Origin of the sequence: Pseudoduganella dura (assembly GCF_009727155.1) — a bacterium.
Classification (GTDB): Bacteria; Pseudomonadota; Gammaproteobacteria; order Burkholderiales; family Burkholderiaceae_D; genus Rugamonas; species Rugamonas dura.
In genome coordinates this window covers 3525533-3548064 of record NZ_WNWM01000002.1, presented here as the reverse complement: position 1 = coordinate 3548064, position 22532 = coordinate 3525533, and the positions used below count along the sequence as shown (strand labels likewise).

The 22532-nt window shown below is 66.8% G+C and carries 16 protein-coding genes; 4 read left to right on the top strand and 12 right to left on the bottom strand.

Going from position 1 to position 22532, the window contains the following annotated elements:
- Positions 1–43 precede the first annotated feature (43 nt).
- The gene (locus GJV26_RS15500) at positions 44–2473 is read right to left on the bottom strand and encodes an ABC transporter permease (RefSeq protein WP_155709615.1); all 2430 of its coding nucleotides are present in this window, start codon (positions 2471–2473) and stop codon (positions 44–46) included.
- Positions 2474–2714: 241 nt separating this feature from the next.
- On the opposite strand from GJV26_RS15500, the gene GJV26_RS15495 reads away from it, so the two are divergent.
- The 3 genes from GJV26_RS15495 (at position 2715) to GJV26_RS15485 (ending at position 4152) form a co-directional block, all read left to right on the top strand.
- Positions 2715–2960, top strand: a complete 246-nt coding sequence (locus tag GJV26_RS15495) for a hypothetical protein (protein WP_155709614.1) — start codon at positions 2715–2717, stop codon at positions 2958–2960.
- 330 nt (positions 2961–3290) lie between these two features.
- Positions 3291–3644, top strand: coding sequence for an energy transducer TonB (locus GJV26_RS15490; RefSeq protein WP_229419312.1), 354 nt, complete (start codon positions 3291–3293; stop codon positions 3642–3644).
- A gap of 244 nt (positions 3645–3888) precedes the next feature.
- A complete protein-coding gene (locus tag GJV26_RS15485) occupies positions 3889–4152 on the top strand; it encodes a hypothetical protein (protein ID WP_155709612.1) in 264 nt (87 codons plus the stop codon).
- Positions 4153–4261: 109 nt separating this feature from the next.
- On the opposite strand, the gene GJV26_RS15480 is transcribed toward GJV26_RS15485, so the two are convergent.
- The 4 genes from GJV26_RS15480 to GJV26_RS15465 all read right to left on the bottom strand — a co-directional run bounded on the left by GJV26_RS15480 (position 4262) and on the right by GJV26_RS15465 (position 9680).
- On the bottom strand, positions 4262–6199 hold the full coding sequence (locus GJV26_RS15480; protein WP_155709611.1) for a S9 family peptidase: 1938 nt from the start codon (positions 6197–6199) through the stop codon (positions 4262–4264).
- Position 6200: 1 nt separating this feature from the next.
- Positions 6201–7637: an APC family permease gene (locus tag GJV26_RS15475; protein WP_155712506.1), complete on the bottom strand. Its 1437-nt coding sequence runs from the start codon at positions 7635–7637 to the stop codon at positions 6201–6203.
- A 237-nt stretch (positions 7638–7874) separates the two neighbouring features.
- Entirely contained in the window at positions 7875–8540 is a 666-nt protein-coding gene (locus GJV26_RS15470; RefSeq protein WP_155709610.1) for an HAD hydrolase-like protein, read from the bottom strand.
- A gap of 27 nt (positions 8541–8567) precedes the next feature.
- The gene (locus GJV26_RS15465; RefSeq protein ID WP_155709609.1) at positions 8568–9680 is read right to left on the bottom strand and encodes an NADH:flavin oxidoreductase/NADH oxidase; all 1113 of its coding nucleotides are present in this window, start codon (positions 9678–9680) and stop codon (positions 8568–8570) included.
- 177 nt (positions 9681–9857) lie between these two features.
- On the opposite strand from GJV26_RS15465, the gene GJV26_RS15460 reads away from it, so the two are divergent.
- Complete coding sequence (locus GJV26_RS15460) at positions 9858–10142, top strand: hypothetical protein (protein WP_155709608.1); 285 nt, start codon at positions 9858–9860, stop codon at positions 10140–10142.
- 49 nt (positions 10143–10191) lie between these two features.
- On the opposite strand, the gene GJV26_RS15455 is transcribed toward GJV26_RS15460, so the two are convergent.
- The 7 genes from GJV26_RS15455 to astC form a co-directional block, all read right to left on the bottom strand.
- Positions 10192–11217, bottom strand: a complete 1026-nt coding sequence (locus tag GJV26_RS15455; protein WP_155709607.1) for a succinylglutamate desuccinylase — start codon at positions 11215–11217, stop codon at positions 10192–10194.
- Position 11218: 1 nt separating this feature from the next.
- The gene (locus GJV26_RS15450; RefSeq protein WP_155709606.1) at positions 11219–15964 is read right to left on the bottom strand and encodes an NAD-glutamate dehydrogenase domain-containing protein; all 4746 of its coding nucleotides are present in this window, start codon (positions 15962–15964) and stop codon (positions 11219–11221) included.
- Between the two features lie 146 nt (positions 15965–16110).
- A complete protein-coding gene (astB, locus tag GJV26_RS15445; protein ID WP_155709605.1) occupies positions 16111–17451 on the bottom strand; it encodes an N-succinylarginine dihydrolase in 1341 nt (446 codons plus the stop codon).
- A 10-nt stretch (positions 17452–17461) separates the two neighbouring features.
- A complete protein-coding gene (gene astD, locus GJV26_RS15440; protein ID WP_155709604.1) occupies positions 17462–18937 on the bottom strand; it encodes a succinylglutamate-semialdehyde dehydrogenase in 1476 nt (491 codons plus the stop codon).
- A 51-nt stretch (positions 18938–18988) separates the two neighbouring features.
- Positions 18989–20035, bottom strand: a complete 1047-nt coding sequence (gene astA / locus GJV26_RS15435) for an arginine N-succinyltransferase (protein WP_155709603.1) — start codon at positions 20033–20035, stop codon at positions 18989–18991.
- Positions 20036–20045: 10 nt separating this feature from the next.
- Entirely contained in the window at positions 20046–21077 is a 1032-nt protein-coding gene (locus GJV26_RS15430) for an arginine N-succinyltransferase (RefSeq protein WP_155709602.1), read from the bottom strand.
- 111 nt (positions 21078–21188) lie between these two features.
- Entirely contained in the window at positions 21189–22433 is a 1245-nt protein-coding gene (gene astC, locus GJV26_RS15425) for an acetylornithine/succinylornithine family transaminase (protein WP_155709601.1), read from the bottom strand.
- Positions 22434–22532: the final 99 nt, after the last annotated feature.

Here is a 22532-nt window from a genome sequence, read left to right as displayed (position 1 = left end):
TAACACTTCTCATTTTCAATCGAGACGCCGAAAAGCTCCTGATCTAGTCTCCCTGCCGCAACGCGGTGGCAGGAGCCACCCGCATCGCGGCGAGCGCATGCCGCAGCGTTGCGCCGAGTGCCGTCAACGCGCCCAGCAGCAGCGCACCGGGCAATGCCCACCATGCATGGGCCGTGATCGCCGTGAAGCCGTCGAGGTAACGGGCGATGGCCATGCCCGCGGGCGGCAAAGCCAGCGCTGCCGCCGCGAGCAGCAGCAGCGCGAACTCCGTGCCGACCAGCAGCCCGATCGCCCTGCCGCCGGCGCCGTGCAGCTTGCGCAGCGCGATTTCGCGGCCACGCCGCTGCACGCTGCCCGCCGCCAGCACGTAGATGCCGAACGCGGCGATGCCCGTGGCCACGGCCGCGCCCAGCGTCAGCAGGCGGGCGATGCGCCAGTCATCCGCGGAGCCCTCCTCGAACACGGCGCGGGCCGGCTGCACCCGGACCGGCGGACCGGGGAAATAACGTTGCAGCAGTGGCCCCAGCTCTTTCTCCAGCATGTCGGCTGCGATGCCGGTGCGCACCATGAAGACATTCGCATTGCCCTGCTCCACCATGTACACCATCGCCCTGGACGGTTGGCGCAAGCCCTTGTGCTGCAGCGGCGGCGCGATGCCGGCCACGCGCAGCGAAACGCCCGCGCCCAGCGCGACGGCCCCGCCTACCGCCGCGGATGCGGAGGCAAAGCCCAGCGCCCGCGCGGCCGCCTCGTTCAGGATCACATCGCGCTGCTCCGGCACGTGATCCGGGACGCGGCGGCCGGCATCGAAACCGGTACCTGCCAGCGGGGCGATTCCCGTGACGGCAAAAAAATTCGGACCGACGGTCGTTATCTCGAGGCGCTGTTCGACACCGGAAGGGCCGCGGAAGGCGGTACTGCTGCGCACCATCGGGTGCCCGAACGGCAGGTCGATCGCGGTCACGCCCCCGATTCCCGGCACGCGTTCCAGCGCCGCCTGAAACGCCTGCCGCGTCGCACCGGCGGCCTCCTGCCGGATGTGCAGCAGCACGAACTCGTCCAGCGCAAAGCCGGGATCGGCCCGGGCCGCGAAACGGGCTTGCGCCCCGATGGCCAGCGCCAGCGCGCACAGGCTGATCGCGGCGGCGAACTGGAACACGGTCAGGGCGCGGCGCAGCCAGGCGCTGCCCGGCGGCTCGCCCGCCGCCCGGCCGGCCAGGGCGCGTGCCGGCAAGACCCGCAGCGCGATCCGGGCCGGCCAGATGCCGCAGACCGCGCCGGTGGCCATGCCCAGCGCGAGCGCTGCCAGCAGCGATGCGGGCGACAGGAACGCGGCCAGCGGCCGGTCCATCAGGTCGGAGAACACCGGCAGCAGCAGCCAGGCGAGCAACAGGCCGAGGCCCGTGGCGGCCAGCGCGACGGCGACGGATTCGGCCACGAACTGCGTGGCCAGCCGGCCGGCGCCCGCGCCCAGGGTCTTGCGCACCGCGATCTCGCGCCCGCGGGCCAGCACGCGCACCGTGGCCAGGTTCACGTAATTGGTGGCGGCCAGCGCGAGGATCAGCAGCGCCAGCGCGGCCAGTGCCAGCACGCGCGCCTTCGATGCACGGACACCGCCATGGAACACCGCCACATCGGTGTCGAAGTAAGCCTCCGCCACCGGCGTGACGGCCACTTCCACCATGGTGCCGCCAACGCGGCGCATCGCATCCGCCCCGACGTGGGCCGCCACCACGCGGTTCGCCGTCTGCTGCACCGGCGCAGCCATCGCCTCGGGTCGCACGCCGGGCGCCCGTGCATACAGCTTGCCCGCCAGTGCCAGCCAGTTGTGACGCTGGCGTTCGCGCTCGCCCGGTTTCCACAGCACCGTGCCTTCTCCCACCAGGGCCAGGTACGGCATCGTGGTGTTGGAGGGCGGCTCGGGTAGCAGCGCCAGCACGCGCAGCACGCGGCCATTGACCTCGACCGTGCGGCCCAGCACGGCCGCGGGGCTGGACAATGCAGTGCCAAGCAGTTCCTGGACACCGCGCGGCGTCAGCGCGAGCCCGTCCGGCCGGGCCAGCGTGGCGGCCAGGTCGCCGCTCGATGCGCGCACGCCGAACATCGCGGGGAACGTGGCGCTCACCTCGGTAAATTCCAGTTCGCGCGGCTTGCCATCCACCGTGAGGGTTTCCCGGTGCGGCATCACCATGCACAGGATGAGCGGCAGGCCGCTGCCCGCCAGCACATCGTGGGCGGGCAGTGGCATCTGTTCGATCCACTCCGGCTGCGCCAGCAGGCCCAGCCTGTGCTTGAACACGTAGACGTTGCGGTTGTCCGGCACGTCGCTGTCATAGCTGAACGAATAGTGAACGAATGCCAGCAGCAGGAAGGCGGCGGCCAGTCCCACCGCCAGCCCCAGCAGCATCGCGGCCGTGTGCAGCGGCTGGCGTGCCAGCACCCGCCAGCCGATACGAAAATCGCGCATGTGCATGGTTCGTCTCCTTGTTTGGAATCTTGTCGACGTTGCAAACAACGTGCCATTGCGCTGCGGGCGGATATTCCACGGGTTGCGTTCACATACGGACAATTTACCTGTCCGCTTGTGGACAGTGTTCCTTTTCTCTTCGATAATTATACGTTTTGCGTATGGACATCATCACGAATGAAAAGTTTTCTTATGTCTGTTGTGCTCCTATACTGCACTGCAACAACATTCATTTCAGGAGTTTTCCATGTCCACCGCCATCGTCACTACGCCAGCCACCCACGGTTACCTGGATAGCGTGGGCCGTGCCGCCATGAGCTTCGTGCGCAAGATGCTTGCCTTTGCCCCATTCGCCGCAGCCGCGTCGCACGGCAGCGCCTCGCACGTATCCACGCTCAGCGACCGCCAGGCCATCCTGCGCCTGGCAAGGACGTTCGACGCCACCTCGCCCGCCCAGGCAGCCGAGCTGCGCAACCTGGTTGGCCGCGACTGACCGGTTTTCGCTTCTCGCTAAAAAAAGCCGGCACTGCCGGCTTTTTTATTTCCGGAACGCCCCGACGCACCCGCAGTACTCCCTTATCAGCGAAGCCGGCAATGGTCATTCCATAGATTGATGAAACCGCTTTATTTGCCTTGTCGATTATTCATCGAAAGAATAAAACACATCACAAATGAAAAGTTTTGTTATGGCCCGAGCCTCCCTATACTCGATTGCAACAACGTTAATTCAGGAGACAACCACGGCGAACCGTGGCGCCGCCGCACCGGCTGAAAACTCAAAGCGGGCGTGCGGCTAACTGTCATTAACTTCAGGGGAACTCAAATGTCTAACAAAATGTCTTTCAACAAATATCGCCTGGTCCTGGCCGCCGCACTGCTGGCAACCGGTGCCGCATCCGCCGTCGAAGTGCCGGCCACGCCCGATGCCCGCAATTGCAAGGCCGATTACCCGCGCGCCGCGCTGCAGAACGATGAAGAAGGCACGGTATCGATGTCGTTCCTGGTTTCGTCGGGCGGCGAAGTGAAGGATGCGAAGATCAACAAATCGAGCGGCTACAAGTCGCTGGACAAGGCCGCAGTCAAGCGTCTGACCGCGTGCAAGTTCACGCCGGGCACCAAGGATGGCGCGCCGGCCGATACCTGGACCCGTGTCGATTACGCCTGGCAGCTCGACTGACAGCGGCGGGATCGAAACCTGTGACAACAAAAGCCGGCCTTGCCGGCTTTTTTCATGTACAGCCCAGTCTGCCTTATATCGTTCGCTGCGGGAGAGTTATTTCGCCCCGTGATAATTAGTTGCGATATGGAAATAATAACTATACGTTTTGTGTATGGCACACATCACAAATGAAAAGTTTTGTTATTTCTGTTCGCGCTCTATACTGCATTGCATCAACGTTCAATCACTCAGGAGTTCAGCCATGTCGACCGCCATCATCACCACCACCGCCACCGCAGGTTCCCTGGACAATGCCGGCCGCACCGTGATGAACTGGCTGCGCGCGCTGCTGAGCACCACGCCATCGGCCCTGGCCATCTCGCAGGGCAGCAAGTCGCAGCGCCAGGAAGTGGCTTCGTACTACAAGGTCGGCGTGCGCATGGCACTGCTGCGCCGCGCCGACGAGCTGGACACCGTGTCGCCGCACGAGGCCGCCGAACTGCGCAAGCAGGCCGCCGCCGTCTGAGCATACGAAGCGCGTTGTGAAAAAAAGCCGGCATTGCCGGCTTTTTGCTTTTGGGAGTGTCCATCGTTCCGCAGGCGCGCAGCGGTGCTCCACGCATTCCTGCTTCACCTCATTTCAGATACTTGTCGAACCACGCCACGATCCGCCTGCGCAGGTCCTGCTGATGCTCCGGCTTGCGGATCGCGTGCCCCTCGTCCTCATAGACTACGAACGTGGTGGGCACATCCAGCGCCTTCAGCGCGTGCCAGAATTCCATCGACTGGGCCGCCGGGGTTTCCACGTCGCGCTCGCCCACGTAGATCAGGGTCGGCGTTTTCGCATCCTTGACATACTCGATCGGCGACAGCTTGCGATAGATGGCCGGGTCGTCGTACATCGCGGCGCCGAAGAACGGCACCATCCACTGGTCGATGCCGTTCTGGCCGTAATAGCTGATCCAGTTCGCGACACCGGCGCCGGCCACCGCGGCCTTGAAGCGGTTACTGTGCGTCACGCCCCACATCGTCATGAAGCCGCCATACGAGTGGCCCATCAGTCCCAGGCGCTGCAGGTCGATCGGCGCCGACAGCGCCATGGCATCGACGAGCGCCAGGATGTCGTTAAAATCGCCGCCGCCGAAATCGCGCCGGTTGGCACGCACGAACTCCTGGCCCTGGCCGAAGCTGCCGCGAGGATTCGGCATCATCACCAGATAGCCGGCCTTGACCAGGGCGAGCACGTTCGGATTGGTCGCTTCGGAAATGAAGCGCGGCGTAGCCGCCGAAGCCGGTCCGCCGTGCACCTGCACGATCGTCGGGTATTTCTTGCCGGGATCAAGGCTCATCGGCCCAACCATCCAGGCTTGCATCGTCCTGCCTTCGCTCTCCCAGGAGAGGCTCGTCATCGAAACCTGCGTGTACACCCGGTCATTATCGTGCGTGACCTGCGCCAGGTCCGCCAGCCTGCCGGCCACGAGGCGGGGCGGACTGGTGAATTGTTCGATGGCCCCGGCCGCCAGCGTGCCATCGGCACTGAAGGACCACCTGCCATCCGTGCCGCCGGCCGCCGTCACGGCGCCCGACCAGTGCTTTTTCGTCGCCCCGCTCGCCGGGTCGATGGTCAGTACGGTCAGCAGTTCGCCCATCAATGCCGAACCGACCAGGCCGTTCCGCTTCCATGCCAGCGAATTGAACGTGCCCTTGAAGCCGGGCGTGATGTTCCTCGGTTCGCCGCCGGCCAGCGGCACGGTATAGATATCGCCGCCGATCGAACCGAAGTCGCTCATCAGGCCGCCCACGTAGGCGACGGTCGTGCCGTCCGGCGATACGCGCGGCAGGTTCAGCTGCGTGGCGGGCGAAGCGATCACGCGCAGCGCGCCGCTGGCGGCATCCACATAAGCCAGCTTGGCCACCCACCAGTTGTTGTCGCCATTGCCCTTGGCGCCGGTGGCGACAAAACCCTTGCCGTCCGGCGTCCAGTCGTACTCGTAGATGAAGGTGTCGCCGGGCGACAGCAGTTTTACCGGGCCGCCGGCGGCCGGCACCGTGGCGATGCGCTGCGCATCGTCGTTGCTGCCGATTTCGCCGACGAGGCGCGCCCCGGCCGCGGTGGCGCCGGTGTCCTTGCGCGCGCCGACGGTGGCCAGCAGCGCCAGCGATGCGCCGTCCGGCGACCAGCGCGCCGAGTTGGCATTGCCGTCCACGGCGGCGAGTGTCCTGGTGTTTGCGTACAGCGTGGCCTTGCCCCCGGTGCTGCCGCCGGTGCTGCCGATGAATGCCACGCTCTTGCCGTCCGGCGACCAGCTGGGGCGGTCGTAGGTACAGGCCTTGCACGGGTCGTATTCATGGACGACCTTGCCGGTGGCCGCGTCGCGCACGACGACGACCGCATGCGCCCGCTTGCCCGGCACGCCGGCATCCACCGATTCCAGCGCCGCGATGCGGTCGCCGGCCGGCGACAGGGCCACCGCCTTGTAGTCGCGAATCGTCGCGTCCGCGGCCAGGGCAGCCGCCCCGGACGATGCGGCCGCGGCCACGAAGCTTGCGAGGGCGATTGCTTTGAGTTGCATGTCAGGCCTTGTTGAGACGGGAATTGCGGATGCCGTAGGCGAAGTAGGTGAAGATGGCGGCGGCCATCCAGATCGAGAAGATCACGCGCGTGGTGTGCGACAGCCCGACCATCAGGTAGGCGCAGGCCGCGATCGACAGGCCCGGCACCAGGTAGGGGCCGAACGGTATGCGGAAGCCGCCCTTCGCGCCCTTGACATACGTGCCGGCACGGCGTTCCTTCATGCGCATGACCGGCACCGCAACGGACACCACCATGAACGCCGTCAGCGTGCCCATGCTGACCATGTCCCACAGGAAGGTGGCGTCGACGAAACCGGCCACGCAGCCCACCACGATGCTGACGACGATCGTGTTCCACACCGGCGTGGCGGTACGCTGGTGCACCTTGTGGAAACGCTTGGAAATCAGGCCGTCGCGCGAGATCGCATAAAGGATCCGGGTCTGGCCGTAGATCGTGACCAGCGTGACGGAAAACACGGAGATCACGGCGCCGGCGGACAACACCAGTGCCGGCCACGCCTGGCCCGTCACGTTCTGCAGGATCACGGCCAGGCCGGCTTCCTGCCCTTCGAACATGCGGGCCGGCTGCGCGCCCATCGCGGCCACGGCCACCAGCAGGTAGAACACGGTGACGATGCCCAGTGCCATCAGGATGCCCAGGGGGACATTGCGCTTCGGGTTATGCACTTCCTCGCCGGCGGTGGCCACGGTATCGAGGCCGATGAACGAGAAGAACACGGTGCCGGCGGCGGCGGTCACGCCGGCCATGCCCAGCAGCCCTTTCTCGCCTTCGCCCTTGAAGAACGGCGTGAAGTTGTCGGCGTCGAAACCGGTCAGCGCCACGGCCACGAAGAACAGCAGGATCACCAGCTTGATGATCACCATGATCGCGTTGGTGCGCGCCGATTCCTTGGCGCCGCGCGACAGCAGGAAGCAGCACAGCATCACCAGGATGATCGGCGGCAGGTTGACGTGCCCCCAGTTGAACAGCACGCCTTCGTGCGTGGAGACGATCATCGGCGTGCGCAGCAGCGTGGGGATGTGCCAGCCGAATGCGTTGGCAAGGAAGTTGTTCAGGTAATCGGACCAGCCGATCGCCGTGGCGCTGGCGGCCAGCCCGTATTCGAGCAGCAGGCAGGCGGCCATGATGAACGCCAGGAACTCGCCCACGGTCGCATACGCGAACGAATACGAGGAACCGGAAGCCGGAATGCGGAACGACAGTTCGGCGTAGCACAGCGCCGTCAGCCCCGCCGTCAGCGCGGCGAGCAGGAACGACAGGATCACCGCGGGGCCGGCCTTCGGCACCGCTTCGACCATCGTGAAGAAGATGCCGGTACCGATCGTAGCGCCGACGCCGATCATCGTCAGCGAGAACAGGCCCATCGAGCGGGCCAGGCCGCCAGGCGCATGGTGCGCTTCCTGCGTTACTTCCATGCCGATGCCCGGCGTTGTTTCCAGGCTCGAGCCGGCAGTGGCTTCGACCGGCTTGGTACGGGTCAGTTTCTGGACCAGCGTCTGGCTCACGGGGATTCCTTGTTCAGGGTGATCGGCGCCGCAGCGCTCGTGACGCCGGGCAAAGTCGCGATTATAGGGCCAACTTTCGCGACTTCCCTAAAGGAATTTTGTGCGCAAAATAGCAAGTGGTAATAAAGATACTTCAACTAACGACGCTCAGCGCCGGCCCGCGGCCTGCCTGCGATCGACGCACTTTGCCGCGAGTTGCGCCGCCATGTCGGGGACGCTGCCGAACATCAGCTCCGGCGCGCGGGCGCGCAGTGCTTCCGGCTTGGCATAGCCCCAGCCGACGGCACCGAAATCCAGGCCTTCGGCATGCGCCGCATCGATGTCGCGCACTTCGTCGCCCACGCACAGGACGCGGTCGTCGGGCACGCCGCTGCCCTGCACCACGCGGCGCAGCCGGCGGCGCTTGCCGAACAGCGCGGCGCCGCATTCGAAATGCGCGAACAGGCCCGCATCGTCGCCGAGCACGGCGCGCACGTTGGCCTCGGAATTCGAGCTGACGATCGCCAGCCGCACGCCGCCTGCCGCCGCGGTGCGCAGCACGTCGGGCACGCCGCCGAACAGCTGGATGCGGCCGATGCTTTGCGCCATCAGCGTGCGGAAGTGCATTGCCACCGGCAACAGCTTCCAGCGCGGCATGCCCACCTGGCGCATGATCTGCGGCAGGTCGGCGCCGCGCAGTTCATCGAGGCGGGAGCGGTCCAGGCGCCTGAAATGGTGGGCGTCGGCCACCGTGTCGAACACTTCGAGGAAAAAGGGGAAGCTGTCGGCCAGCGTGCCGTCGAAATCGAAGATCAGCAGGTCGTAGCGGCGCATCGTTTCCCTTTATTTGCTGTGTGCCATTCAGCGCTGTCCCAAACGCGTTTCTCCGAACAGCTGTTTCAGGTTGTGCGGCTGGCTGCGCCAGTATTGCGGCGGCGCGTCCACCTGCGCGCCCAGCTTGGCGGCGGCATGCCACGGCCAGCGCGGATCGTACAGGATGCCGCGGGCCAGCGCCACCATGTCCGCCTGGCCCTGCAGCACGATCGACTCGGCCTGTTCGGGTTCCGTGATCAGGCCCACGCCGATCGTCGGCAAGCCCGTTTCGCGACGGATGCGTTCGGCAAAGCCGATCTGGTAGCCGGGGCCGACCGGGATCTTCTGCCGCGGCGACACACCGCCGCTGGAAACGTGCATGAAGTCGGTGCCCAGCGCCTTCAATGCGTTGGCGAACACCACGCTCTGCGCCACGTCCCAGCCGCCCTCGACCCAGTCGGAAGCCGAGATGCGCACGCCCACGGCAACCTCGCGGGGCACTGCCTCGCGCACCGCGGCAAATACTTCAAGCGGGAAACGCATCCGGTTTTCCAGCGAACCGCCGTATCGGTCCGTACGCTGGTTGGACAGCGGCGACAGGAATTGGTGCAGCAGGTAGCCGTGCGCGCCATGCAGTTCGATCGCTTCGATGCCGAGCGCATGCACGCGACGCGCGGTCGCAACGAAGTCTGCCTTGACCTTGGCAAGGCCGGCCTCGTCGAGCGCCAGCGGCACCGTTTCGCCATCGGCATGCGGCACCGCGGAGGGGGCAACGGTTTGCCAGCCGCCATGTTCCGGCGCGATATTGGCGCCGCCTTCCCACGGCACGGCGGACGATGCCTTGCGGCCGGCATGCGCGATCTGAACCGCGAGGCGGATCGGCGAATGCCTGCGGATCGCCGCCACGACCGGCTGCAGCGCCTGCACGTGTTCGTCGGACCACAGGCCCAGGTCGTATGCCGAAATGCGGCCTTCGGGCGACACGGCGGTGGCTTCCAGCATCAGCAGCGCGGCGCCGGACAGTGCCAGGTTGCCGAGATGGATCATGTGCCAGTCGGTGGCAAGGCCATCGACGGCGGAGTACTGGCACATCGGCGCGATCGCGATGCGGTTCTTCAGTTGCAACTGGCCGAGGGTGGTCGGCGAGAAAAGCTGGCTCATGGGGATTCCTTTCACGAAGTCACGGCGAGTGTAGCCGGGATCGGCAGGACTTGCCGGGCGAGTCCGGATCGGGCGCGGTTACATGTGCTTACTTTTGATACAGGGAAAGGGTAGATCGGCTGTTGGTATATGGCTAATCTTGTACTACGCCAATAGCAAACGAGACAGGAGGATGAGATGACGCTGTACCAGAAGATCCCGACCACTTCGACGCGCATCGATCCCCTGACGCTGGTGGCTGCCGCCGGCATCGTGCTGCTCTCCTTCGTGGCCACCGCGGCGATCGTCCGCTGGCTGCCGGACGCGGGCCGCCAGGACGAACCAACGGTGACGCCGCCCGTCCCGGCCACGGCCGCGCAGGCATCGTCCGCATCCTCGGCCGCCCTGCCGGCCACGCCCGCCGCACGCACGGCGCGCGAGCAGAATTCCAGGGCGCAGGCTACCCAGTTCGCCTCCGTCTGACCCGCTTCCCTGCCCTCACAAGCCACCCTCGCGGTGGCTTTTTTTATGGCTAGCCGATGCGCACCACCATCATCCCGGCGCGCAGGCCGATACGCACGTCGGGGTTGGGAAACACGACGAATTCCTCGGCATGCCGCACGGTGTAGACGGTATCGCCGTCGCGGGCGATTTCATCGCCCTGCTTTAACGGCGTGAAGTTCTGCGTCTCCTTGCCGAAGGCCATCGTCAAACCGTCGGACAGCTTGATGATGTTTTGCGCCACGCGGAATACGTGCGGCGCGCTGGCCGCCGGCTGCGGCGGCAGCCCGCGCAGCAGCCGGTCGAGCGCGTTCGACGCGGCGGCGAATTGCGCGAGGTCGTTGCGCCCCAGCGTGCCGATCCGGCCCAGCTCCACCGTGCTGCCGGCGGCGCCGTGGTGCTCGGCGCTGTAGTAACTGTACGTGCCGGCCGAGGCCTGGTTCATGATGACGGCGCCGATCCCCGCTTCGCCCAGCCAGCCGATCAGCCGTGCCTGCGCGGATGCCTCGATCAGTTCCGGCACGATCGCGAACGTGGGGTAGTACGACGCGCGGATCGCCGTGTGCAGGTCGAGGTGCCAGCGCTCGGGGCCCGCCTCCGCGAAGAAGGCCACGGTGGCGGCGATCATCTCGTCCGCCCGTGCCGCTTCGGCGGTGCCGGCCAGGCTGCCCCGCTCGGCGCGGAACATCCGGTTCAGGTCGGCATCGATGAAGCGCTTGCCGGCGCGGATCGCGCCGATGCTGCCGACGCACACCATCAGGTCCACGGCCAGCGCGCCGGGCTCCTTCGCCAGGGCGTCGAGCAGGTAGGCGGTCAGCTCGATCGGTCCCGTCTCGTCGCCGTGCACGCCGACCGACAGCAGCACGGCCGGCCGTTGTTCCCCGGGCCGGCGGAGCGTCAGGATGCCGTCCGCCGGCTCGGCCACCGCGAAGCCGACGGCGCCGAAGGCCCTGGCGACGGCCGAGAAATCGGCCTCCGCCAGGGCCCGCACTGGGGCAGGCAGTGCATGTTCTTTACCTCCTGGCGCAGGCAGTGCGTCTTTCAACGACTCCGCCATCTCAGGCCGCCTTGGCGTAGCCGCCGCTGTTGACCGTTTCGGACAGCGTCCACACATCCAGCATCGCCTGCTCGAGATCGGCCGGCGTGGCGAACACGGGCAGGTTCAGCGCCGCGAGCACGACTTCCACCGCCTCTTCGCCGTGACCCGAAGCGCCCGCCAGCACTTGCGCGAGCAGGCGCTGCTGCGTGCGCCGCAACGCCTGCTGCGCATAGCTGCGCAGCTGTTCCTGCGAGCGGCTCGTGGCCGGCAGGTTCAGGCCCCGTTCCAGCGCATCGATGCCGGCTTGCGCACGCAGCCTGGTGCCCAGCTCGAGGAAGCCGGGCAGGTCCATGCCGGCCGGCCGCTGCACGGACAGTGCCGCGAACAGGAAGGCGGCCACGCCCTCGATGCCTTCCAGTGCCTTCCACGATGCCGCGAATTCGGGTTGCAAGGCCACCACCGCATCCGCTTCGAACGTCGCCCCGGCGGGAGCAAGGCGGCCGGCCATGCCCGGCTGGTCGAACAGGCTGGCCAGTTCGGCGATGCCGCCGCTGCCACGCAGCTGCTCCTTCGGCACCGCCAGCACGCCCTCCATCACCGCGCGGAGCACGGAGCGGCTGCGCGCATCGACGGCGATCGACACTTCGCGCGGCACGTTCAGCGCATCGGCGTCCAGCGTGTCGAACACCGGCGCCAGGTTCAGCGCCGACCAGGCCTGGCCCCATGCCAGGATCACGTCCGCCTCGGCAACCCCGTGTTCCGCCGCCAGGTTGCGCAGCATCAGCGGGCCGCAGCGGTTGACCACTTCATTCGCCAGCACCGTGGCCAGGATCGCGTTGGCCAGCGGGTGCGCCAGCGGCGAACGCGTGACGACCAGCAGGTCGGGGAAGTATGGCCGCAGCACGGATTCGGCCCAGCTTTCCTCGATCAGGGGCAGCGCGCCGAGAATGCGCTTGTAGCGGTTCTTCACGTTGGCGATGACCACCGCCAGTTCCGGCGTGGTCAGGCCGCGGTTATCGCCCTTGCGCCGTGCCAGTTCGGCCACCGAAGGCAGCATCTCCAGCTCGCGCGACAGCGCGCCTTCTTCTTCCAGGCTGGCGATCAGCGCCGCGTACCCCTTCTGCACGGCGACGTCCGACTGCGCCTGCAGCTCGCGCACCAGCAGGCGTGTCTGCTGCGTGTTGTCGCGCAGGACGAGGCGCACGATATCGTCCGTCATGTCGTTCAGCGTGCGGTTGCGCTGCTCTTCCGTCAGCAGGCCGGCGTTCACTTCCACGTCCAGCCAGATCTTCGCATTCACTTCATGGTCCGAGCAGTCCACGCCGGCCGAGTTGTCGATCGCGTCGGTGAAGATGCGACCGCCCGCCAGCGCGAACTCGATGCGGCCGGCCTGGGTGGCGCCCAGGTTGCCGCCTTCGCCGACCACCTTGCAGCGCAGTTCGCCGCCATTGACGCGGATATGGTCGTTGGCACGGTCCTTCACCTGGGCGTTCGTTTCGGTGGAAGCCTTGATGTACGTGCCGATGCCGCCGTTGTAGAACAGGTCCACCGGCGCCAGCAGGATGCGGTGCATCAGCTCGTCGGGGCTCAGCGATGTTTCGGCGATGTCCAGCGCCGCGCGGATCTGCGGCGACAGTTCGATCGTGCGCGCATTGCGCGGATACACGCCGCCGCCTTCCGAGATCAGGCTCTTGTCGTAATCCTCCCAGGAGGAACGGGGCAATGCGAACAGCCGCTGGCGTTCGGCGAACGAGCGGTCGGTATCCGGGCTCGGGTCGAGGAAGATGTGGCGGTGGTCGAACGCGGCCAGCAGCCGGATCTTGTCCGACAGGAGCATGCCGTTGCCGAACACGTCGCCCGACATGTCGCCCACGCCGGCCACGGTAAACGGCGTGGTGGCCATGTCGTGGCCCATTTCATAGAAGTGGCGTTTTACCGCTTCGAACGCGCCCTTCGCGGTGATCCCCAGCTTCTTGTGGTCGTAGCCGTTCGAGCCGCCGGAGGCGAACGCGTCGCCCAGCCAGAAGCCGCGCTGCACGGCGATGCCGTTGGCGATGTCGGAGAACGAGGCGGTGCCCTTGTCGGCCGCCACCACCAGGTACGGGTCGTCGTCGTCGTAGCGCACGGTATCGGCCGGCGGCACGATCTTGCCCAGCACGCGGTTGTCCGTCACTTCCAGCAGGCTGGCGATGAACATGCGGTACACGGCTTCGCCTTCGGCCGCGATCACGTCGCGCGGCGCGCCGGCCGGCATCTGCTTGCATACGAAGCCGCCCTTGGCGCCGGCCGGCACGATGACGGCGTTCTTGACCATCTGCGCCTTCACCAGGCCAAGCACCTCGGTGCGGTAGTCCTCCATGCGGTCGGACCAGCGCAGGCCGCCGCGGGCGACCGGGCCGCCGCGCAGGTGCACGCCCTCGAAGCGGCGCGAGAACACATAGATTTCGCGGTACGGCTTCGGCTCCGGCAGGAAGGCGAGCTTGCCGGTATCGAACTTGAAGATGACCTTGTCCCGCGCGTCCAGTACGCCCGGATTGTGCAAATCGGGGCTCGGCTGGAAGTAATTGGTGCGCACGGTGGCCAGGATCAGGTCGAGCAGCGCAGCCAGGATCACTTCCAGGTCGGCGTGGTTCACCTGCGGCACGCGGGCTTTGAGCGCCACCAGTTTTTCACGCGCCGCCTCGCGCTCCTGTTCGCTCCGCGCCGGGTCGAAGCGCTGCTCGAACGCGTCGACGATCTCCTTCACCAGGTCCGGCTGGCGGCGCAGGCTTTCGGCGATGTAGCGCACCGAGAACTGGGTGCCGGTCTGGCGCCAGTAGCTCATGTAGGCACGCACCAGCTGCACCTGCCGTGGATTGAGGCCGCCTTCGACCACCAGGCCGTTCAGGCGGCCGTCCTCGATGTCGTCGTTGAACAGCGCGGCGAACAGGTCTTCCGCCACCTGGGCCACGCCGGGCCGCGCCAGCTTCTCGGCCGAGGTGGCATCCACCGCCAGGCTCGTCACGTAGTGGCGCTGGTTGTCGCTGGTGCGGATCGTGTGCGCGCGTTCGCGGTCGATCAGCACGCCGGCGTTGTGCAGCGCGGGCAGGATCGACGACAGCGTGGGCGTCTTGTCCAGGGTGTAGATGCGGATGGTGGCGGGATTGTGCGCCGATGCGAGCTCGATGCGCACCGCGGCACGGTCCGACACGCCGTTGCGCAGGATTTTTTCCAGGTCGTGGAACGCCACGGCGGGCGACGTGGCCGCCACGTAGTCGACCGGCAGCGTGGCGCACAGGCGGCGCAGGTCGTTGCGCAGGTGCTCGTCCGGCACAGCGTCGGCCAGCTCGGAGAAGCCTTCGTGCCACCCGTCGAGGATCGACAGCAGCGGATGCTGCACATCGTTTTCCAGGTCGAGCGGGTAGCGCGCCGCATGCGCGATCAGGTACAGGCGGGCCAGCGGGCCATCGGCCACCAGCGTATGCGAACTGACATGGGTGGCGCCCGAGCTTTCCTGCAGCGCGCGGGACAGAGCCTGCGCCACGCTGGCGCTGTAGCGCTCGCGCGGCAGGTAGACCAGCACGTTCAGGTGCCGCGCATACACATCGCGTCGCGCGAACACCTTCGTGCGCGGCTGCTTGTAAAGGGATACGACCGCGCTGCACACTTCCGCGAGCCATTCCGGCTCCGCTTCCAGCGCTTCGGTGCGCGGCAGCGATTCCAGGATCTCGATGAATTTCTCGGCACGGAAGCCTTCCTGGCGCAGGTTGGCGATCTTCAGCACCTGGGCGATGCGGCCGCGCGCGAACGGCAGGCGCGCCAGCGGCGTGAGCATCGCGGCGCGGGTGAACAGGCCGATGAAGCAGTGCTCGCCCAGCACGTTGCCGCCCGCGTCAGCGGCGCGCACGCCGATGAAGTCCAGCTGCTGGTCGCGGTGCAGCGTCCCGCTCACGTCGGCCTTCACGATGGACAGGATGTGGCCGCGGCGGTTCAGGGTATCGAGGTCGCCGGGGATATTTGCCAGGCACGTGCCGTACACGGGGTGCGCGGTGTCCTGCAGCACGCCGATACGGCTCGGCAGGTCGCGTTCCAGCTCGTGCGTGCCCGGTTTCACGTGGTAGTACGCATAGCCGTGCACTTCGAAGCCCTCGTCGCGCGCCCACTGCAGGAAGGCGGCCGCCTCGGCCCCTTCCTCGCCCTGCCCCTGCACGGAACCGGCGACGGTGCTGAAGCGGTCCTTCATCGTCTGCAGGTCGCGTTTCACGACGGCCGCGTCGCGCGCCACCATTTCAATGCCGGCGGCCAGCTCGCGCAGCGCGGCTTCTTCCGGCTCCTCGGTCAGCAGGCAAAGCACGTAGGATTCCAGTTTCGCACCCGGTTCGCCGACCGCGGCGACATTGCCCGCGGCATCGCGCGTGACCGGCAGCACGGCATTGAGCACGCCGGCCACCTGCACCTTCTGGCGGCGCAGCACCATCACGATCGAATCGACCAGGTAGGGCATGTCGTCGTTCAGCACCAGCAGTGCGGTGGCATTGCCGCCGCGGCCATCCGCGTAACGCAGGGTGGCGATCTGCGCCCCCGGGCCCGTGCGGTGGGCCGCCTGGGCGAAGCCGTCGACCAGCACGGGCGCAAGGCTCTCGGGCAGCGTGTCGGCAAGGTCTTCGTCATCCAGGGATTTCAGCCAGAGCGCGATCAGCGCCCCCACCGGGGTGTTCGCCACGTTGGCGAGTTCGAGGGCGAACTTCAGCGTTTCGTTACGCAGTTGCTGCGGCATCTTTGTCATCTGCTTCTCCAGTTTTTCCAGTATGCGTGATGGGTACTGCGCGCCTGCTTGTGACGGGCGCATGTGCAATGGGGCCGAGGATCGCTCAGCCCCACCGATACTTCAATCTGCCAAATGGCCTGACGGCGGCAAATGTCGGTCAGACGTCAAGCCAGATCATACAACCCCGGCAGCCCGAGCAGGCGCTCCAGTTCCTCCAGTGCGGCGGCGATCTCGATGGCCAGCGCGGGGTCGGCCAGGTCCTGCGGCGCCAGCCGGTCGCGGTAGTGCTTTTCCACCCAGGCCACCAGCGTGCGATACAGCTCGTCGGTCATGACCACGCCGCCGTGCATGGCGGCCGCCTCCTCGTCCGTCAACGCGACGCGCAGCCGCAGGCAGGCGGGCCCGCCGCCGTTGCGCATGCTCTGGCGCAGGTCGAAATGGATCAGTTCGTCCACCGGGCCGCCGCCGGCGACCAGGCCTTGCAGGTATGCCGCCACGGCGGCGTTTTCCTCGCATTCGCGCGGGATCACCAGGGCCATCTTCCCGTCGGCCTTGGTCAGCAGCTGGCTGTTGAACAGGTAGCTCTGCACCGCATCGGCCAGCGATACCTGCCCGGCATCGACCCGGATCGGGCGCAGCTCCGCCCCGACGCCATCGAGCGCCTGGCGGATGCTGAACAACGCACCCTGCTCGTCCGCGAACGCCAGTTCGTGGTAGAACAGCACGTCGGCATTGCCGACCGCGATCACGTCGTTGTGGAACACGCCCTGGTCGATCACCTCCGGGTTCTGCTGGACGAACACGGTACGGGCTTCCTGCAGCCCATGCAGCCGGGCGATGGCTTCGGAAGCTTCCAGCGTCTGGCGCGCCGGGTAGCGTTTCGGCGCCGGCGCGGCCGGGTCGAATTCCACGCGGCCATACACGAACAGCTCGACGGCATCGGCACCGTGCTCGCGCGCCAGGCGCGTGTGGTTGGCGGCGCCCTCGTCGCCGAACGCCGGCGTGGCCGGCAACGCGTCGTGCACGGCGAAATGGCGCTCGTCGCGGAAGATCGCACGCAACGCGCGGCCCGACTGCACGTGTTCGTGCGAGCGGTGCAGCTTGTTGTTCAGGTTGGCCGGCGTGAAGTGCACCCGGCCGTCCAGCGTGTCGCGCGACGGGCTGACCGTGGCGGCGTTGGCGGTCCACATCGACGATGCCGAGTACGCGCTGGCCAGGATCACCGGCGACTCCTTGCAAGCCCGCGCCAGCACGTCGGCGTCGCTGCCCGTGAAGCCCAGGCTGCGCAGCAGGCGGAAGTTGGGTCGCGCCTGCGGCGGCAGCACGCCCTGCGCAAACCCGCGCTCGGCCAGCGCGCGCATCTTGGCCAGGCCCTGCAGCGCCGCCTGCCTTGGATTCGACGCGCTCTTGACGTTGTTGAACGAGGCCACGTTCCCGAAGGACAGGCCGGCATAGTTGTGCGACGGGCCCACCAGGCCGTCGAAGTTGAATTCACGCGTGGTCATGTTGCTTGCCTCAGAACGTCAGGCCGGGCGACATTTTCGCCGGCATTTCCAGTGCATCGTTCTCGATCGACGCAACGGGGTAGGCGCAATAATCGGCGGCGTAATACGCGCTCGGCCGGTGATTGCCGGACTGGCCGACGCCGCCGAACGGCGCCGTGCTGGCGGCGCCCGTGGTCGGGCGGTTCCAGTTGACGATGCCGGCACGGGCGCGCAGCTGGAATTTCTGCCACAGGCCTGCCTCGTTCGATAGCAGGCCGGCGGCCAGGCCGAACGCCGTATCGTTGGCGATGCGCAGCGCCGCGTCGAAATCGTCGGTGCGAACCACCTGCAGCAGGGGGCCGAACCATTCCTCGTCCGGAATGCCTTGCGCATCGGTCACGTCGACGATGCCGGCCGAGACAAAGCCGGTGCCGGGCTGCAGCTGCTTCATTTCAAGCAGCAGCCTGCCGCCTTTCGCCACCATGTCGCGCTGCGCCTGCACGAGCTTTTCGGCGACGGCGGCGGAGACCACGGGGCCCATGAACGGCTGCGGTTCGGCATGCGATGCGCCCACCTGGATCTTCGCCGCCACCTCCACCAGGCGGCGGATGAACGCGTCGCCCTTGTCGCCCTTCTGCACGACCAGGCGGCGCGCGCAGGTGCAGCGCTGGCCGGCCGAGATGAATGCCGACTGGATCGCCATGAACACTGCGGCGTCGATATCCCGCACATCCCACACCACGAGCGGGTTGTTGCCGCCCATTTCCAGTGCCAGCAGCTTGCCCGGCTGCCCGGCGAACTGGCGGTGCAACGCGGCGCCGGTCTGGCTGCTGCCGGTGAACAGCACGCCGTCGATGTCTGGATTCTGCCCGAGCGCCACGCCGGTGTCGCGGCCGCCGTTGACCAGGTTGATCACGCCGGCCGGCACGCCGGCCTGCTCCCACAGCTGCACGGTCTTCACCGCGGTGCGCGGCGCGTATTCGCTGGGCTTGAACACCACCGTGTTCCCGGCGATCAGCGCCGGTACGATATGCCCGTTCGGCAGGTGGCCGGGAAAGTTATACGGCCCGAACACGGCGAACACGCCGTGCGGACGGTGGCGCAGCACGGCTGCGCCGTCCGCCACCTTGCTGCGCACTTCCCCTGTGCGGGCGTTGTACGACTGCACCGAGATATCGACCTTGTTCGCCATCGTCGTCACTTCGGTGCGGGCTTCCCACATCGGCTTGCCCACTTCCTGCGCGATCAGCTCGGCCAGCGCCTCGTTGTTTTCCTTCAGCAGGTCGCGGAATTTCGCGACGATGGCGATGCGCTCGTCCAGCGCCAGCCCGGCCCACGGCTCGAACGCTGCGCGGGCGGCGCCGCAGGCCGCGGCGACATCGGCCGGCGCGGCGGCATTGCTGCGCCACGTCTCGTTGCCCGTGGCCGGGTCGATGGTCACCAGTTCGGCGCCGCTGCCGGCTTGCCACTGGCCGGCGATGAAGTTGGACAGGACGGTTTCAGGCATGGTTTTTCCTTGCTGGTTGCTGTTCACGGATGGATCTTCACTGACTGGCCGTCACTGGTTTTTCCTGACGTTCAGCGGCAGCGTGCGCACGGCGGCACCGGTGCCGCAACGGAGCAGCTGTTGTTCGGCGGACGACAGATCGATGCTGCCGTTCACGTTGCCGGCCTCGCTGATGATCATGCGGAAATCCCGCAGCGTGGTGTTCGACACCAGCGTGGGTTCCGTGGTGGCCGGCGCGCAGGCGTGGACCATGTCGTGGTCCGGCGCGATGGTGGCCAGTTCGCTGTCGCGGATCGCCCGCAGCTCGGACACCCGGGCCTGCAGCACGGGGCCGGCATCGAAGATGTCCACGTAGCCTTCGTAGTGCATGCCCTCCTGCTCGAGCAGGCGGCGGGCCGGCGCGGTGGACTTGTGCACGGCACCGACCACGTCCTGGGCATCCTGCGGCAGGTAGGCGATGTATAGCGGCTGGCGGGGCATCAGCTCGGCGATGAACGATTTCTTGCCCAGCGCGGTCAGGTCGTCCACGTGGTGGAAATCCATCTTGAAGAAATGCCGGCCCAGGCCCTCGTAGAACGGCGAGCTGCCGTCCTCCGCCTGGTAGCCGCGCATCTCGGCGATGATCTTCTCCGTGAACAGGTGCGGGAATTGGGCGATGAACAGGAAGCGGCTCTTCGACAGCAGCTTGCCGTTATGGCCCTTGCGGTAGTCCGGGTGCAGGAACAGCGAGCACAGCTCGGACGACCCGGTGAGGTCGTTCGACAGGTACAGCGTTTCCATCCTGGTGAACACGTTCAGCTCGCGGCTCGAATGCACCAGCGTGCCGATCCGGTAGTTGTAGAACGGTTCCGTGAGGCCGACCGCGCCCTTGATCGCGCAGACGCCGGCCAGCCGCTGCGTGGCCGTGTCTTCCATGACGAACATGTAGTCCCGCTCTTCCGGCGGGATCGTTTCGGCGAACGACGCGCACGCGGTGGCCAGGCGGTCGCCCAGCATCTGCATGTCGGGCTTGAGCGTGGTCATGCCGGTGCCGACCTGGCTGGCCAGGTTGAACAGGCCGTCCAGGTCCTTGTCGTTGATGGCGCGTACAACAAGCATGGGTTTCTCCTCAGATGCGTACGCAGGTCACGCTGTCGCCTTCGGCGACGCGCAGGATTTCCTGGATATCGGCCGGCAGCGCCACGGCTTCGCAGCCTTCCAGGTCGGGGCACGGGATCGTCACGGCGCGGAATGCCGCGCTGGCGCCGTTCGAGATCGCGTAGTTGAACAGCGGCCCGCCCCGGGTCGTGGCGGCGCCGGTGCGCACGCGCAGCGTCTGCGCACTGGTGAACGTGCGCAGCGCATGCTTGTGCGCCTGCAGGATCGGGCCGCCATCGAAGATGTCGATGTATTCGTCGGCCTCGAAGCCTTCGGCCGTGAGCAGGTCGAAGGCCACCTCGCCGGACGGATGGATCTGGCCCATCACCGCCTGCGCATCGCCCGGCAACAAGGGCACATACACCGGGTAATGCGGCATCAGCTCGACGATCAGCGTGCGGTTGCGGGCGCCGCCGATGACGCGTTCGGCGTCGAGGAAATCCATCTTGAAGAACTTGCGGCCCACGGCGTTCCAGAACGGCGACTGGCCCTCCTCGTCCGTCATGCCGGCCAGCGGCACGAAGAAGCGGTCGCCGAAGCGCTGCGGATGTGCCGCCGCGTACATCAGCCGGGAACGGGACAACAGCGCCGCCTCGGGGCCATCCTGGGCCTCGGGCGCCACGTAGAACGACGACAGCTGCGAATAGGCCGTCAATTCCGAGCACAGGGTCAGCGCGTGCACCGAATGGCAGATGTTCAGGTCGCGCGAGACCTGCTGGATCACATCGTTGCGGAATGAAAAATAGGTGCCGTTGGAGCCGGCGGTGGCGAAGATGGCTGCGGTGCCGCAGATGCGGCGGTCGGCCACCGATTCGAGCACGAACAGGTACGACTCCTCGCTGGGAATGTCGACCTGGGCCGCGGCAGACGCCAGCGAACGCTCGACGGCCATCACGATCTTGTCGCGGCTGCGCGGCAGCGTATGCACACCGGGCATCGTCACCGCGGCCAAGGATTCGAGCGCGGGAATATCCGCGGTTTCCACCGGGCGGACGACGTACATAGGCACTCCTGTATTGAATGAGAACGCCCGCGCGGGCCGTCATGGAGACGGCGCCGCGCGGAACGGCATGGAGGGCGTGGCCAGTGTGGGGCGGGCTCGCGCCCGCCCGGCTTATTTGGCTGCCAGCAGCTTGTCCAGGCCCTTGCGCATCAGTGCGACGGCTTCGTCGATCTGCGCATCGGTCACGATCAGCGCCGGGGCCAGGCGCACCACGTCGGGGCCGGCGATCAGCACCATCAGGCCTTCGGCTTCGACAGCGCGCTGGATGTCCTTCGAACGGCCCTTGAACTCGTCGCTGACGACAATGCCCAGCAGCAGGCCGGCGCCGCGCACGGTGGTGAACACCTGCGGGTAGTCGCGGGTCAGCTCTTCGAGCTTGTCGATCAGGTACAGGCTGGCTTCCTTCACGCGCGCCAGGAAGGCCGGCTGGTTGATGGTTTCCAGCACGGTCAGCGCCACGGTGGCGGCCAGCGGGTTGCCGCCGTAGGTGGTGCCGTGCGTGCCGACGGACAGGCTCTGCGCCAGCTCTTCGGTGGTCAGCATCGCGGCGACCGGGTAGCCGTTGCCCAGCGCCTTCGCGGACGTCAGCACGTCCGGCGTCACGCCGTAGCCCATGTAGGCGAACAGCGAACCGGTACGGCCCATGCCGCACTGCACTTCGTCGAAGATCAGCAGCGCGCCGGTCTTGTCGCACAGCGCGCGCAGCTCCTGCAGGTATTCCGGGTTGCCCGGCATCACGCCGCCCTCGCCCTGCACCGGCTCGACGATCACCGCGCAGACATCGTCGCCGATCGCGGCGCGCGCGGCTTCGATGTCATTGTACGGAATATGGTCGAGCGACGGCGGCAGCGGTTCGAAGCCTTCGGTGTACTTCGGCTGGCCGCCGACCGACACGGTGAACAGCGTGCGGCCGTGGAACGAATTCAGGCACGACACGATGCGCGACTTGTGCGGGCCGAATTTCGTGTGCGCATGCTTGCGCGCCAGCTTCAGTGCCGCTTCGTTGGCTTCGGCGCCGGAGTTGCAGAAGAACGCGCGGTCGGCGAACGTGGCTTCCGTGATGGCCAGGCCCAGGCGCAGCACCGGCTCGTTGGTGTAGCCGTTGCCCAGGTGCCATACCGTATTGGCCTGGCGGGTCAGCGCCTCGACCACCACCGGGTTGCAATGACCGAGCGCCGCGACGGCGATGCCGGAAGTGAAGTCCAGGTAACGCTTGCCTTCCTGGTCCCACAGGTCCAGGCCAGCTGCTCGCACCGGTACCATCGCTGCCGGCGCGTAAGTCGGCACGAGCACTTCGTCATAAGTCTGCCTGGTGACAGGGCGAGTGGTAACAGTCGAATCAAGCTTGGCGTTCATTGGATTCCTCATCGGGTTGAAAATTGCTGCGGAGGTACGGCCGCGTCAAATCCACGGTGCGTACGCATTTTAAAAGCGGGGATGCTAAAACTCTTTTGA

Excerpts from the sequence above, each read along its gene's own strand:
- GJV26_RS15430 (WP_155709602.1), bottom strand. The coding sequence starts at position 21,077 with ATGTACGTCGTCCGCCCGGTGGAAACCGCGGATATTCCCGCGCTCGAA.
- astC (WP_155709601.1), bottom strand. The coding sequence starts at position 22,433 with ATGAACGCCAAGCTTGATTCGACTGTTACCACTCGCCCTGTCACCAGG.
- GJV26_RS15480 (WP_155709611.1), bottom strand. The coding sequence starts at position 6,199 with ATGCAACTCAAAGCAATCGCCCTCGCAAGCTTCGTGGCCGCGGCCGCA.
- astB (WP_155709605.1), bottom strand. The coding sequence starts at position 17,451 with ATGACCACGCGTGAATTCAACTTCGACGGCCTGGTGGGCCCGTCGCAC.
- GJV26_RS15500 (WP_155709615.1), bottom strand. The coding sequence starts at position 2,473 with ATGCACATGCGCGATTTTCGTATCGGCTGGCGGGTGCTGGCACGCCAG.
- astA (WP_155709603.1), bottom strand. The coding sequence starts at position 20,035 with ATGCTTGTTGTACGCGCCATCAACGACAAGGACCTGGACGGCCTGTTC.
- GJV26_RS15455 (WP_155709607.1), bottom strand. The coding sequence starts at position 11,217 with ATGGCGGAGTCGTTGAAAGACGCACTGCCTGCGCCAGGAGGTAAAGAA.
- GJV26_RS15470 (WP_155709610.1), bottom strand. The coding sequence starts at position 8,540 with ATGCGCCGCTACGACCTGCTGATCTTCGATTTCGACGGCACGCTGGCC.
- GJV26_RS15450 (WP_155709606.1), bottom strand. The coding sequence starts at position 15,964 with ATGACAAAGATGCCGCAGCAACTGCGTAACGAAACGCTGAAGTTCGCC.
- GJV26_RS15490 (WP_229419312.1), top strand. The coding sequence starts at position 3,291 with ATGTCTAACAAAATGTCTTTCAACAAATATCGCCTGGTCCTGGCCGCC.
- GJV26_RS15485 (WP_155709612.1), top strand. The coding sequence starts at position 3,889 with ATGTCGACCGCCATCATCACCACCACCGCCACCGCAGGTTCCCTGGAC.
- GJV26_RS15460 (WP_155709608.1), top strand. The coding sequence starts at position 9,858 with ATGACGCTGTACCAGAAGATCCCGACCACTTCGACGCGCATCGATCCC.
- GJV26_RS15495 (WP_155709614.1), top strand. The coding sequence starts at position 2,715 with ATGTCCACCGCCATCGTCACTACGCCAGCCACCCACGGTTACCTGGAT.
- astD (WP_155709604.1), bottom strand. The coding sequence starts at position 18,937 with ATGCCTGAAACCGTCCTGTCCAACTTCATCGCCGGCCAGTGGCAAGCC.
- GJV26_RS15475 (WP_155712506.1), bottom strand. The coding sequence starts at position 7,637 with ATGGAAGTAACGCAGGAAGCGCACCATGCGCCTGGCGGCCTGGCCCGC.
- GJV26_RS15465 (WP_155709609.1), bottom strand. The coding sequence starts at position 9,680 with ATGAGCCAGCTTTTCTCGCCGACCACCCTCGGCCAGTTGCAACTGAAG.